Source organism: Schaalia sp. ZJ405, from assembly GCF_011038885.2.
Taxonomy (GTDB): Bacteria; Actinomycetota; Actinomycetes; order Actinomycetales; family Actinomycetaceae; genus Pauljensenia.
In genome coordinates, this window is record NZ_CP064952.1 from 35692 (window position 1) to 50077 (window position 14386).

Consider the following 14386-nt stretch of genomic DNA (forward strand, 5'->3'; position numbering starts at 1 on the left):
CCCAATCCCACTGTCAGTTCGAGGAGGACGTTTCATGGAGAGTCTGTTCCTATGGGAACTGGGAACACCCAAGGTCTATATCCTGTGGCTGCTCGTCCTTGCCGCACAGATACTCGTCGCTGAAATCAATCGCCGGTGGAATTGGACGATCTTCGCGGTGTGGACGGTTGGTGGCATCGCGTTGATGCCGTACGCCTGGATTCATGGAACCCCGATGGTTGGATGGTTCCCCTTTGGTAAATACGCGATCATGATCCTCACGGCAACAATGACGGGCGTCGTCCTCGTCTATGCCAAACGCAATCCCCACAAGGCGCACAAGTACGCGATCTGGTTGGGTGTTGCCCTGTGGATCGGCCTTGCCGTCAACATCATGGAAGCCAACATCCGCGATCTGACAATTTTCTTTAATGCTGAAACGTACTATCAGTGCGGTGCCGACTGGCAGTGCCTCAAGAACGTCAACGACACGCACACCATTGACATGATTGCCGGTCTCCCTGAGGCCAGAGGGGTCACCGAGCAGCTCCACAGCCCTCAGTGGTACCAGGCGGTCGCAGCGAACTTTGCAGCGAACCACGTTGGCGTTGATCCCGCAACGGGTTTTCGCACCATCGCAGGAGTCTGGAACCTCATATCGGCTGCCGCCGGCCTGTTGAATATCATCACGATCACCGGTCTAGGCAAAATTATCGCGACATCGAAAGGAAAACAGAAGGTCCGCGGGCTGATCTGGGTCGACATGGTGTGGCCGTGGGTGATCGCCTATGACCTGTGGAACCACGCATTCCTTTACAATTCCTTGGCCGACTACACGTGGTACTGCACATTCGCTCTGCTGCTTGCCTGTACGATCCCGGCGTTCACGTGGGCAAAGGGACAGTGGATCTGGTTTAGGTGTTTCACACTGGTGTTCTGGATTTCAATGAACACGCTCCTACCGGAGATCCTGGTGCCGCCCTCAGATATCCAGAACTTCGCAACGATGAATCCGACGGCAAATATGGTCTGTGCCGTCCTTGCCCTCGTTGCCAACGTCGCGCTATTTGCCTACTGGCTGTACAAGATCATTGTCTTCAAGCGCAACCCGATTACCGGTGTTCTCTACTGCGAACTTGCGGAGTTCCGGACGATTGTTCGCGAGCACTGCGACGACAAGGACAAGTACTTTATTGTCGACCGAATTCCCGAAACCCCTGCTGAACTTGGGTTTGAGCCGGATTCGCCGGTACCGCCGGCCGATGGATACGTCTCGTGGATGCCGTGGTGGCCAAAGGATGACCAGGGACGGACCATCGTCAAAGCGAAACCGCAGCACAAGGTGCCCAGGACGTAGCTTCGGTGGCTTCGGGGCTTCTTTGGTGGCGTCGCACCGCGCCGATGCTCACCACCCCCGGTTGCCGGTGGCCGTCAGGAACAGCGGACTTCTCATGCCCTTTACCGCCTCCCCCGGCGCTCACTCTGTGCTGGGAACGAGGACGACGTCGCACAATACAGCCGAAGAGCCCCAACCGCGAATGGTTGGGGCCCTTCGGCTATGTCTCATCAGACGTGTATGAGGGTCGCGCCGACGGGACTACGCCTGACAACGCTGACGCCTCATAACGCCGACAGGGTCACTTCGTTGCGACGACGCGGACCTTCAGCTTTGCCGACACCTCGGAGTGGAGGTTGACGGTCACCGTGTAGTCACCGACGGTCTTGATCGGAGCGTCAATGATCACGCGGCGGCGGTCGATGGTCTGACCGAGGTCGTTCTTGACGGCGTCAGCGATCTGAGCGGCTGAAACACCACCGAAGAGGCGGCCGGTGGCACCAACCTTGCCTGACACGGTGACGAAGGGAGCGCCTTGCAGGGTGTCGCGCACAGCGCGAGCGTCGTCGATCGACGCGATCTCGTGGCGGCGACGAGCAGCCTGGATCTGGTCGATCTGCTTCTGAGCACCCTTGGTCCACTTTGTGGCGAACCCGCGGGGGATCAGGTAGTTGCGTCCGTAGCCGGAGCGAACCTCGACGACTTCACCGGCGTTGCCAAGGTTGGCAACGTCCTGGGTGAGGATGAGTTTCGTGGTAGCCATGAGTTTCCTCTCCTTCCCGATCAGCGGCCGGTCGACGAGTAGGGCAGCAGAGCCATTTCGCGCGCATTCTTCACGGCGCGGGCGATACGACGCTGTTCCTGGGTGGACACGCCGGTCACGCGACGGGCGCGGATCTTGCCGCGGTCCGAAATGAACTTACGCAGCAGCGCGGTGTCCTTGTAGTCGATGGATTCGATCTTGGCCGACTTCAGCGGGTTGGCCTTCTTCTTAATGGGCTTGTTGCGAAGTTGAGGCTTCGCCATGATGGTCTCCTTATGATCCGGGCGGCGCGGTGGCCACCCCAAGCATGTCGATGTGTGTCGTCAGTTGACGTTTAGAACGGGGGTTCATCCATGAAGGACGTGGAGCCACCCTGATCTGGGGTGCGCCACGGGTCCTCTGCGGAACCACCCGCGGGTGCTCCGTAGTTCGCTTGCGAACCGCCCTGGTATCCACCGTTGTCGCGGGGCTGATAGCCCTCGCCCCCGCCGACTCCCTGACCCTGGTAGCCGCCGCGTGAGCCGCCTCCCGGGGTGGAGACGCGCTGAACCTGAGCGGTTGCATAGCGCAGGCTCGGGCCGATCTCATCGACCTGAAGCTGGATCGACGAACGACGTTCACCCTGACGGGTCTCGAAGTTACGCTGAACGAGCCGGCCCTGAACGATGACGCGCATGCCCTTCTTCAGGGACTGCGAAACATTCTCAGCTGCGTTGCGCCACAGGGAGCACTGCATGAAGAGCGTTTCGCCGTCGCGGTATTCGCCGGCTTCGCGATCGTAGGTTCGCGGCGTGGAAGCCACCGAGAAGCTCACGAAGGGAACGCCTGAGGTGGTGTACTTCAGCTCAGGATCGCTCGTGAGGTTTCCGATGATGGTAATGACGGTTTCTCCGGCCATTGTGACTCCTCGGTTTGCGCGGTGACGGACGGTTCGGTTGCGACTCAGTGAGCGTCGGGGCGCAGGAGCTTCGTCCGCAGGATGGTCTCATCAAGACCCATGCGGCGGTTGATTTCCAGCGCGTGCTCGGGAGTCGTGGTCATGTTAATGACGACGTAGATGCCCTCGGAACGCTTGAGAATGTCGTAGGCAAGACGACGCTTACCCCAGACGTCAATGTTCTCAACGGAGCCACCGTCGGCCTTTGCGGCCTCAAGGTACTTCTCCATCGTGGGGGCGACGGTGCGCTCGTCGATCGAAGGATCGAGGATCACCATCAGTTCGTATTTACGCACGTTAATACCCACCTCCTATGGTCTTTGCGGTCACGGACGGTCCGTGACAGGAGGGTGATGCGTTGGAGATCCACGTGGATCCCCGTGGAATTCTTTGCCGGGTGGCGAAGAATATCCGACTATCTACTGTAGCGATTTCGGCGAGCTGGCGCTAGGGGCTGCACCGAGGTGTGAACCACGTTGCCCTCGTGTCCGGCGGCTTGTTCTCCCCGTGGTTTTATTGGCGAGGACGAGCGCGCGGAACGACCGCGCGCGGTGACCACCATGTGAGGTAGGCGTAGGTCAGGGCACGCAACCCCATGTAGCCGCCGGAATAGGTCAACCACAGAACGCTAAGGGCAATGGCATCGGTCGATGAGTCAGCGGAGAACGCGCCGTATTGGGCCCAGAGCATCGGGGCGTAGAGGGCCAGGGAGATGATGCACGCGACGGCGAGAGATCCGCCTTTGTCGGCTCCGAAAAGGGCACCTTCGATGACGTAGGTCAGGGCGGCAATCGGCATGAAGGCTCCGGCAATGAGGAGGATCCGCGTCGTGAGTTCGTGCAGGCGAGGGTCGGTTCCGAAGGCGTAGGGGAGGATGGGGGAGAGGACGAGGAATACGGCTCCGAGGACGAGTCCCGCACCGAGAGCCCACGTGAGGAGGTTTCGCATGAGCGGACGGATTCCCTCGGTGTCGTGGGCGCCGATGGCGTAGCCGATGAGTGATTGGGCAGCAACGGCGATGGCGTCGAGGACGAATGCGGCGAAAGTCCATACGGTCCACACGACCTGATGGCTGGCCAGGGCGGTCACGGAGATGTGGGCGGCAACTGTGAGGTTCGCCAGAAGCGCGAGGCGCAGCGCGATGGTCCGCAAGAAGAGGGGTGTGCCTTGACGCGCGGTGCCCCACACCCCTGAGAGGGAGGGAGCCCAGCTCACCGAGTGTTTGTGAGCGCCGGAAATGACGATGAAGCCTAACCACAGCGCCATGAGTGTCTGCGTCAGGGCCGTTCCTGCTCCCGAGCCTGCGACTCCCATCCGTAGGCCGTAAATGAAGAAGGCGTTTGCGCCGACGTTGAAGAGAGCCCCGAGGCTGGCAACGATGAGCGGCGTCATGGTGTTCTGGAGGCCGCGCAGCGTCCCTGTGGCAGCGTAGACGATGAGCATCCCGATGAGTCCGGGTGCGCTCCATCGCAGGTATGCCGTTGCGTGAGGGAGGGTCTGTTCGCTTGCCCCGAGGACCGAAAGGATCGGTTCAGCCCCCAGTGTGAGGACCAGCATCAACGCAATACCGAGGCTTCCGGCGAGCCAGAGCGCGTGAACTCCGGACTGGAAGGCACGGTCGACTTTTCCCGCTCCGAGGGCCTGACTGGCCATTGTTGTTGTGGAGAAGAGGAGGAAGACGAAGAGTCCGACGATGGTTTGGAGGACTGTGGAGGCCAGGCCGAGGCCGGCTAATTCGACGGTTCCGAGATGTCCAACCATCGCCGAGTCGATGACGGTGAAGAGAGGTTCTGCAACGAGGGCTCCCAGGGATGGGAGGGCGAGGGCGAGGATCTGGCGGTTCACTGAGCGGCGAGGCTCTAATGCTTCCTCGGGTGAAGATTGGAGGACAGGTTGAGGGTCTTGTGGTGACTGGTCTGTGTTGTCCATTCAACTCCCTCGAAAAAGTTATCCACAATCTGTGCACAGATCTGTGGACAACTTCCGTTCGCCTGGGAAAGCCGTATCGTGGAATTTTGAGTACGCGTCGCGACGGTGGGTTAATCCACAGGACATGCATTCTATCCACAAAGCATGTGGACGACGCGCCGAGATTTCCACAGCCTATCCACAGCTTATCCACTTCGAGTTCACATTGAAGGTTCGGGATCTGTGTATATCTCGCGATACCCTCTGCTATATACGTACGATCGTGTCACGGCATTCGACTGACTCAGTCAAGGTCTCAATGCCGAGGCGATAGGCGTAAAAACACCCGATCCAGCACAGAGCGGACGATGAGTCCGCGGCGGTGAAGAAATACATGAGAGGGCGGCCTCGTCCTCGTCACTGTGGATTGGAACCTGACGGACAGCGCAAGCGGAGGAATACATGGCGGATGACTTTGACCGCACTCCACCCCAGGACGTGGAAGCGGAAATGTCCGTCCTGGGATCGATGATGCTCACCGCAGGTGCGATCTCCGCCGTTACCGAAATTCTCCGCGGCTCTGACTTTTACCTGCCCAATCACGAACTGATCTTCGATGCGATTATTGCGCTCAACGATCGGGCTGAACCGGCTGATGCCATCACCGTTGCGTCCGAACTCAAAAAGGACGGAGCCCTCTCCCGGGTGGGTGGCGCCGCCTATCTCCACACACTGATCTCGTCGGTCCCCACCGCAGCGAACGCCGGATATCATGCGAAAATCGTGCGCGAACGCGCGATTATGCGCCGGCTTGTGACCGCGGGAACCCGCGTCGTTCAGCTGGGATACGCCGAAAGCGGCAGCGATGTCGACGAAATCGTTGACCAGGCGCAGGCCGAGATCTACGCGGTGTCCGACGGCCGCAAATCCGAGGACTACGTCGCGATGAAGACCATGTCCGAGGACGTGTTGGTTGCCCTCGAAGACATTGAAAAGAACCAGGGGAAACTTCAGGGCGTCCCCACGGGTTTCACCGACCTCGACCAGCTCACCCAGGGACTTCACGGCGGTCAGATGATCATCGTTGCCGCCCGTCCCGCGATGGGCAAATCAACGCTTGCCCTGGACTTCTGCCGCTCAGCGTCAATCAAACATGGCATCACGTCGCTGATCTTCTCGCTGGAAATGAGTCAGCAGGAAATCGCCATGCGTATGCTGTCGGCCGAATCTGGGGTGCGGCTGTCGAAGATGCAAGCCGGCAAAATGACGGACATGGATTGGCGAAAGGTTGCGGAAACAACCTCGCGAATCTCCGAGGCGCCGCTGTACGTTGACGACTCGGCGAATATGACGATCTCGGAGATCCGCGCGAAGTGCCGCCGACTCAAACAGGAAGAAAACCTCGGGCTCATTGTTATTGACTACCTTCAGCTGATGACCTCAGGACACCAGGTCGAATCGCGTCAGCAGGAGGTGTCTGCAATGTCGCGTAACCTCAAGCTCCTGGCCAAAGACATTGACGTTCCCGTTGTCGCGGTTGCTCAGCTCAACCGAAATTCGGAGTCTCGAAACGACAGAAAACCGATGATGTCCGATCTGCGTGAATCCGGCTCCCTTGAACAGGACGCCGACATCATCATGCTGCTGCACCGCCCCGACTACTACAACAAGGAAGATCGCCCCGGTGAGGCCGACATTATTGTGGCGAAGCACCGTAATGGCGCAACCGCAACAATCACCGCGCTCTTCCAAGGCGATATGGCACGCTTCGTCAATTTCGCTGGTAGCCGTGAACCCGACATGGAGTAGGGGAGCGTCCCGGGCAACAGACCACCGATGGCGGCCTACGCGGCGTGTCGCCGCAGGTGCTTTTGACGTGTCGCGGTGATGACCATATCCGTTGTGAGGAATGCCAGAGCCACCCAGACAACACCTGTTGCGATCCAGCGTGTGAGTTCCATGTGTTCATGAAAAAGCAGGACACCGATGAGTAACTGCACCACGGGTGACAGGTATTGAATAAAACCGATCATCCCCAGCGAAATCCCGCGGGCAGCGGAGGCGAACATGATCAGCGGGATCATCGTGATGCAGCCAGCTCCCACGAGCAACGCGAGGTGAGCGACCGGATGGATCTGCGCTTGCCCGGAGGCCGACTGCGCAGCAAGAACATGGAACGACGTCGACCTCGTTGATGCGAGATACCCGTAATAGGCTAAAAGAAACGGCGTGACCGCAGCGGTTTCCACGGCCATCCCCGCGAGCGGGTCAACCCTGGGTGCAACGTCCTTCTTCACCAGCGAGTAGAAGCCGAACGACAGCGCGAGCGTCAGCGACAGCCACGGCAGCCGACCCTGACCGACAATGAGGATCACCACGGCAACTGCCCCGAATCCCAACGCAACTTTTTGCAGGCGCGAAATCCGCTCACGCAGAACAATGAGAGACAAAGCAACCGTGATCAGCGGGTTAATAAAGTACCCGATCGCTGCGTCAACGGTGTGTCCGGTAAGAACCGCATACACGTAGGTCGACCAGTTGACCACAATGAGCCCGCCCGCCAACGACAGTCGCCACAGGACGTGGTGATCCGTCAGCAACGCGCGAAGCACACGCAACCGCCGCGTGACAACCAGGGCGAATAAGCAAAAGACCAGCCCCCACAGCGCCCGGTGGACAATGACTTCGACGGCCCCGGCGGGTTCGAGCAGGGCAAAATACAGGGGGAAGAATCCCCAGATGACGTAGGTAGCGATTCCCAGTGCCAGCGCTCGCGGGTTATTTTCGGTATGCGGTGTGCCAGTTGTTGCGCGGGTGGTACCGGTGGACACTTGCGTATTCTGCGGGGTTTCGGGGGACGAGGACGACCCGGGGATATTCACATCTGACACATGGTCGAGGATATTCCAGGACCTGCGTTTCGCATGTCGATCCTTGGGGAATGAGACGAAAGGCGGCCTCGTCCTCGTTAATGAAAACCCAATGAAAAAGTGCGGTGTGCTGCGAGGGGAGGTACCGAATAACTTTGGGCTGAGGGGAGTTCCGTGATGAAGCTCGCGTAGGGAGGCAAGCGTATGAGGTGCTTTCTGACTAAACTGTCATATTGCTTGTTACGTTGAAAATACGCGGCACAGCGTGCGATGCCGCGATACTTCTCGCTCGCGATCATGCCGTCGGCTAGGACGACGCACACTGCCGGCTACTCAGCGGTGATCGCGAGCCCTCCCGAGAAGAATCCGTGCTATTGACGCTCAACACATTGATGGAGACCCCCGTGCTTATTCGCGTCCTGAGGACCTACGTGCGCCCCTATTGGGGGTTCATCGTGGCCGTCCTCGTTCTGCAATTTATTGCCACGATGACGTCGCTGTACCTGCCGACGCTCAACGCGGACATCATCGACAACGGCGTGGCCAAGGGAGATACCGCATACATCTGGCGTGTCGGCGGATTCATGCTCGCGGTGTCCGTTCTTCAAGGGGTTTCCTCGATTGCCGCAACATGGTGCGCAGCTCGCGCAGCTATGGGAACCGGGCGTGACCTCAGAGCTGCGATCTTCCGCACGGTCAGTTCATTCTCGGAAAAGGAAGTGTCAACTTTCGGGTCCGGATCCCTCATCACCCGGTCAACGAATGACGTGCAGCAGGTTCAGATGCTCGTCATGATGGGGTGCACCATGCTCGTCTCCGCGCCGATGATGGCGATCGGTGGCATCATCATGGCCCTGACGAAAGCCCCCAGCCTGTCGTGGCTTATCGGTGTGTCCGTGCCGTTCCTGCTTGTCGCTGTCGCGATTATTGTCTGGCGAATGGTCCCGCTGTTTCGTAGCTACCAGGACACGCTCGACGGAATTAACCGTGTTCTGCGTGAACAACTCACCGGCATCCGGGTGATCCGCGCTTTTGTTCGCGAAGATGCCGAACGGGAACGGTTCGGGCATGCAAATGACGCGATCACGCGGATCGGTGAACGGGTGGGGCAGCTCTTCGTTCTTCTGTTCCCCCTGGTCATGCTTGTTCTTGACGTGACGATCGTCGGTGTCATCTGGTTTGGAGGGCACGCGGTCAACGAAGGAAACACCGAGGTTGGAACGCTCATCGCGTTCATGTCCTACCTTATGCAGATCCTCATGGGGATCGTCATGGCGTCGTTCATGACGATCATGATTCCTCGTGCCGCCGTCTCAGCCGAACGTATCAACGAGGTTCTTGCAACTGAACCGTCCCTGGTGGCAAGCGATCATCCGGTCAGCGAATTTCCGCGTCCGGGAATGATCGAGTTCGACGGCGTCTCCTTCTCTTACCCGGGTGCGCAGGCCGACGTACTGTCCGAGATCAGCTTGAAGATCGCCCCGGGCACAACCACGGCGATTGTTGGGTCCACGGGATCGGGAAAGACAACGATGATTTCGCTGATTGCACGCCTGATTGACTCAACAAAGGGTCGGGTTGTTGTCTCCGGTGTTGATGTCCGAGACGCCGAACCCGAGAGGCTGTGGGCACAGCTGGGATTTGTCCCGCAAAAACCCTTCCTCTTTGCGGGAACAGTTGCCTCTAATCTCCGCATCGGAAAGGAAGATGCAACGGATGATGAACTCTGGGAGGCCTTGCGTATCGCGCAGGCTGAGGAGTTCGTGCGTGACATGGATGGAGGGCTCGATGCTCCCATCGCCCAGGGAGGCACGAATGTCTCGGGTGGTCAGCGCCAGCGCCTATCCATTGCGCGAGCTCTCGTGCGCCGCCCACCCATTCTCCTCTTTGACGATTCCTTCTCAGCCTTGGATGTTGCGACCGACGCGCGTCTGCGTCAGGCTCTTGGCCCAGCCACTGAGGGAATCACCAAGGTGATTGTTGCTCAGCGTGTGTCCTCGGTGACCGATGCTGATCAGATTCTTGTACTGGATTCAGGGCGTCTAGCGGGTTGCGGAACCCACGAGGAGCTGGTGGGCTCCAACTCGGTGTATCGCGAAATTGTGACGTCCCAGCTGGGAGCCCAGGAGATTCAATGAGCGAGAAGAAACGTCGTCAAAACCAGCACGCGGTGACTGACGAGGACATTGCCCAGGCGTACGAGGCTCAGACGTCCTCGGGCAATAGTGGGTACCATGCACCGCCGCCTGGAAAACCGACCGAGTTCTGGCCCTCATTCCGTCGAATGGTTCGCCTCATCACCCGCTACAGAGTTGAGCTGTGCGTTGTCATTGTGTCCTCAATCGCCGGGGTTGTTCTCTCGGTTGCCGCTCCGAAAGTTCTTGGCCGCGCAACGAACCTCGTCTTCGAAGGGTATATTTCCTCGAAGATGCAGGGCGGAATAACAAAAGAGCATCTGATCGAAGGCCTCACGGCCTCGGGACAAACGGATATGGCGCGCGCCCTGTCCGCGATGGATATCGTCCCGGGTCAGGGCATTGATTTCCAGGCGCTCGCGGTTGTCCTCGGTATCGTCCTCGCTCTCTACGTTGGGTCGGGGATTCTCAACTGGCTTCAGGGATTCCTCCTCAATCGGGTCACGGTGAAAGCCATGCGTGGGCTGCGCAGGGATGTTGAGGAGAAAATCCATCGTCTCCCCCTGTCATACTTCGACAAAATGCAGCGCGGTGAGTTGCTGTCTCGCGTAACAAATGATGTCGACAACATGACGAACACTCTTCAGCAGTCCCTGTCGGGTGCGATCACGTCGATCCTGACAATCTTTGGTGTGTTGGGAATGATGTTCTCGATTTCATGGAAGCTGGCGCTCATTGCGTTGGTGATGATCCCGCTGATGGGCGGGGTTATGGCTGTGGTGGGGTCACGCTCACAGAAAGCCTTTGTCCATCAGTGGGCGCGAACTGGGCGTCTGAATGTTCAGGTCGAAGAGTCTTTCTCAGGTCACGCCGTGGTTCGGACTTTCGGGCGCACGGAAGCAGTCATGGAGAAGTTCGCTCAGCAGAACGAGGAGCTGTACGAATCCAGTCTTCGGGCCCAATTCCTTTCGGGAATCATGATGCCGATCATGCGAGTCATCTCGAACCTCTCCTATGTTGCGATCGCTGTTGTCGGTGGCTACATGGTTGCTACCGGTTCGATGCGCCTAGGTGATGTTCAGGCGTTCATCCAGTACTCACAGCAGTTCTCGCAACCCATTGGCCAGCTCGGTGGCATGGTGACATCCGTTCAGTCGGGCACAGCCAGTGCTGAGCGTGTTTTTGAGTTGCTTGATGCCCAGGAGGAATCCTCTGACGAGGACGCGACCACGGTGCCTGACCCTTGCGGTCAGGGAGTCATTGAGATGCGCAACGTGCGGTTCTCGTATTCACCGGAGCGTGCGCTCATTAACGACCTTTCGTTAACGGTTCGTCCGGGTGAGACGGTGGCAATCGTTGGTCCGACGGGTGCTGGCAAGACCACCTTGGTTAACCTCCTCATGCGCTTCTACGAGATCAACGGGGGAGCAATCCTTCTGGACGGTCGTGATACTGCGCAGATGACGCGTCGCGCGGTTCGTGAGCGCACGGGAATGGTGCTTCAAGATCCGTGGCTCTTTGGTGGGACGATCCGCGAGAACATTCGCTATGGTCGCCCGGGTGCTTCGGATGAGCAGGTGGAGGCTGCGGCAAAGGCTTGCTACGTTGACCACATTATTCGTTCGCTGCCCGATGGCTACGACACGATTCTTGACGAGGACGCAGCGAACGTTTCCGCAGGTGAACGTCAGCTTCTGACGATTGCTCGTGCATTTGTCGCCGACCCCGCTGTCCTGATCCTTGACGAGGCAACATCCTCGGTGGATACGCGCACAGAGTTGCTCGTCCAAAGAGCGATGAACGTCTTGCGTCAGGGACGCACGTCGTTTGTCATCGCCCACCGTTTGTCGACAATTCGAGACGCCGACATGATCCTCGTCATGGAGCATGGGGACATTGTCGAGCAGGGGAGCCATGATGAGCTTCTTGCCGCAGGTGGGGCCTATGCCCGACTCCACGCGGCGCAATTCGCGGGCGTGCAGGAGTAGGATAAGGTTCTTCCTTGTCTTTGGCTGATCGGGGAGTTATTCCTGTGGGGAGCCTCCCGGCTCTGTCATCTCAAACTGCTGTGTGAATGTGGGGAGTGTCTTCGGATCGGTGAATCTGTTGTTCCGATCGTGTGGGGGATATCTCTGATACTGTGGTCAGTTTTCCCTGCGACGCTTGTTAAACGGTCGGTTAAGATTTAACTGAAACATCACAGTGTGAATGGTGAAGCATATTCACCAGATGCGATTAAAGATGTCCACCCTATCCAATCAGACCGCCACGTAAGTGGAGAAAGGCCTGCCTGATGGCGCCTAGCATCGAGACTAAACGTACCGCGCGTCGTCGCTCGCGAGCGACGATCTTGACGATCGCCCTGACGAGCGCGCTTTTGGGAAGTCAACTGGCTCCCGCTTTTGCCGGCGACGAACCCGCTGCTGAAACCTCGGCACCGGCCTCGGCAACCGAAAATCCCGCATCTGCGCCGGATACTGAATCTGCGTCGGATACTCAACCCACGTCGGACGCGCAACCCACGACGAATACTGCACCTGAGGCAGGAACGGAACGCGAGGCGGCCTCGCCCTCGGCAATGACGAGTCCTGCCAATGCAGCCGCCGAAGCACCGGCTGGAAACCTCATCACCGACCAGCACATCACCCAGGGCGACACAGAGGTCACAGAAACCAGCCTCAAAATCGCGATCACGGCGAAGTCGGGCGGCATTTACCGGGTGGAATACTACGGGCAATCCTATCCGCTGACTGAAACACCTCGCGGAAACGGAACCTCTCAGTACAGCGTGAGCGCGGATGGTCTGCCGTCGCGCACCGTTGCCCCGGTGACCCTCTACTTCAAGGCGACCCAGGATGGCGCCGAAAGCTCCAGCGTGATCGACTCTTACATCACGGTGCTGAATAAACTCATCAACAAGCGAGGATCGCTGCCGGTCCTGCCCACGGTGTACAGCGGTCAGGTATCTGACGCAGACCGTACACAGATCATCAATAACGTCATCACCTGGTATCGGGCGGCAGGCTACGAGGTGGCTGAAGGTAATATCACGACCGATGAGCGGGGCGTCACCGTTCGTGTTGACACCGTCCCCGTGCCTCAGGGCTGGGATCGTCACCAATCGGTGCTTCTTTTCCGCTGGCCCATTTTCTACTCGGTCCGCCCAACAACACTGACGGTAACGAACCGAGGAATCGGAAGTGACGTGACAGCTCCAGGACAGGGCTCGGTGGCAGTAAGCTACGATGGTCGCACTTTCGTTAAGGATCGCAAGTCCCCGGTTTATTCGGCGTCGAAGAACGCGCGCTACATCATGTCTGTGACGAGCGACGATCTCAAGCCGTGGGCAGAACCCTTCTCAGGAGATAATGCTGACCGTACAGTCACCATTGCCTACACCGGGGAGAATGGACAAACTGAGACGCGGGCGATCAACCTGACGTCTTCGCAGCTGTGGTTCCAAGCCGTTGGCGCGGCGCTTGCGAAGAATCCTCTGCCCAAGGTGAAAGTTGACTGCTCAACCAACGATGACGGTGAGATGGTCTGCCCTAAACCCGAATTGACCACCGAGAAGCTCGAGGAATACAAGACGCTCATTGCTCAGCGGTTGAATGACGCGGGAATCCCCTACACGGACATTCGGTCCTACGGCAACAATTACCCGTTGTTCATCAACCTGCCGACGGAAACCATTGATGGAACGACGGTGTATCACCGCTACTACTTAGATGATCTCGTTGAGATGAACAAGCCAGCCCCGACGGACACGCCATCAACTGACACTGAAGATCAGGAAGAGCCGTCTGCTGGGACCGACTCTGAGGATGAGGAAGAACCGCCTGCTGGGACCGATTCTGAGGATCAGGAAGAGCCGTCTGCTGGGACCGACTCTGAGGATCAGGAAGAGCCGTCTGCTGGGACTGACACTGAGGACCAGGAAGCCCCCTCTGTCGAGGATGAAGCAAAGGATCAGTCTGCTGCAGGAGAGAAGCCCGCTTCAGACAAGAAGCCTGTGTCGGACAAGAAGCCTGCTGCGGGAAAGAAAGCCGCTCAGACTCTTGCGATGACGGGTTCCCCCGCGTCCGGTCATATGACGATTGTGGCGGGTGCGCTGATTGTTGGCGCTGCGCTGATGCTCACTCGTCGGCGAGCCGTGCGCTAGCATGATTGAGAGGTCATAGCGCCTCACTGAGCTCCCCTAAGTGGGGTCTTGCTGGAGAGTTCAGGGGTCGGGTGTTCAATTACACCCGGCCCCTGATCATGTGTTACCTATGAGCCGTTATGCCATCATTCGGCTATTTCCCTCAGGTGTCTTCATTGACGAGGACGAGGCTGAACGACGCTGAGGGTAAGGGTTAAGGGTGGGTTAATGCCTGGGAGCACGCCCGAAGATACAGAAAGAGCGTGACGCCGTGTGCGTCACGCTCGGGTGGTCGAAGGGGGCGCGCTTCCTTGCGC

At 58.5% G+C, this 14386-nt stretch carries 11 protein-coding genes; 5 read left to right on the plus strand and 6 right to left on the minus strand.

What is annotated here, in order from left to right; genetic code table 11:
* Nucleotides 1-34: 34 nt before the first annotated feature.
* Complete coding sequence (locus tag G7Y41_RS00140) at nt 35-1336, plus strand: DUF5692 family protein (RefSeq protein WP_165315492.1); 1302 nt, start codon at nt 35-37, stop codon at nt 1334-1336.
* 280 nt (nt 1337-1616) lie between these two features.
* Here the strand turns inward: G7Y41_RS00140 and rplI are convergent, their stop codons facing one another.
* The 5 genes from rplI to G7Y41_RS00165 form a co-directional block, all read right to left on the minus strand.
* Nucleotides 1617-2078 carry a 50S ribosomal protein L9 gene (gene rplI, locus G7Y41_RS00145; protein ID WP_165216967.1) on the minus strand — a complete coding sequence of 154 codons (462 nt, stop codon included), beginning with the start codon at nt 2076-2078 and terminating at the stop codon, nt 1617-1619.
* A 20-nt stretch (nt 2079-2098) separates the two neighbouring features.
* Complete coding sequence (gene rpsR / locus G7Y41_RS00150) at nt 2099-2341, minus strand: 30S ribosomal protein S18 (RefSeq protein ID WP_165216969.1); 243 nt, start codon at nt 2339-2341, stop codon at nt 2099-2101.
* Nucleotides 2342-2412: 71 nt separating this feature from the next.
* Entirely contained in the window at nt 2413-2976 is a 564-nt protein-coding gene (locus G7Y41_RS00155) for a single-stranded DNA-binding protein (protein ID WP_165315491.1), read from the minus strand.
* 44 nt (nt 2977-3020) lie between these two features.
* Nucleotides 3021-3311 (minus strand): 30S ribosomal protein S6, encoded by a 291-nt coding sequence (rpsF, locus tag G7Y41_RS00160; protein ID WP_165216974.1) that lies wholly within the window; start codon nt 3309-3311, stop codon nt 3021-3023.
* Between the two features lie 217 nt (nt 3312-3528).
* A complete protein-coding gene (locus G7Y41_RS00165; protein WP_165315490.1) occupies nt 3529-4944 on the minus strand; it encodes an MATE family efflux transporter in 1416 nt (471 codons plus the stop codon).
* Between the two features lie 441 nt (nt 4945-5385).
* Here G7Y41_RS00165 and dnaB point away from each other — a divergent pair, with 441 nt between their 5' ends.
* The gene (gene dnaB / locus G7Y41_RS00170; protein WP_165216979.1) at nt 5386-6732 is read left to right on the plus strand and encodes a replicative DNA helicase; all 1347 of its coding nucleotides are present in this window, start codon (nt 5386-5388) and stop codon (nt 6730-6732) included.
* A 35-nt stretch (nt 6733-6767) separates the two neighbouring features.
* Here dnaB and rarD read toward each other — a convergent pair whose 3' ends face one another.
* Nucleotides 6768-7814, minus strand: coding sequence for an EamA family transporter RarD (gene rarD, locus G7Y41_RS00175; RefSeq protein ID WP_442984249.1), 1047 nt, complete (start codon nt 7812-7814; stop codon nt 6768-6770).
* A gap of 383 nt (nt 7815-8197) precedes the next feature.
* Between rarD and G7Y41_RS00180 the strand changes: the two genes are divergently transcribed.
* The 3 genes from G7Y41_RS00180 (at nt 8198) to G7Y41_RS00190 (ending at nt 14090) form a co-directional block, all read left to right on the plus strand.
* On the plus strand, nt 8198-9931 hold the full coding sequence (locus tag G7Y41_RS00180; protein ID WP_196819554.1) for an ABC transporter ATP-binding protein: 1734 nt from the start codon (nt 8198-8200) through the stop codon (nt 9929-9931).
* Nucleotides 9928-11916, plus strand: coding sequence for an ABC transporter ATP-binding protein (locus G7Y41_RS00185; RefSeq protein ID WP_165315489.1), 1989 nt, complete (start codon nt 9928-9930; stop codon nt 11914-11916). The genes G7Y41_RS00180 and G7Y41_RS00185 overlap by 4 nt, the downstream gene beginning before the upstream one ends.
* 305 nt (nt 11917-12221) lie before the next feature.
* On the plus strand, nt 12222-14090 hold the full coding sequence (locus G7Y41_RS00190) for a hypothetical protein (RefSeq protein WP_165315488.1): 1869 nt from the start codon (nt 12222-12224) through the stop codon (nt 14088-14090).
* Nucleotides 14091-14386: the final 296 nt, after the last annotated feature.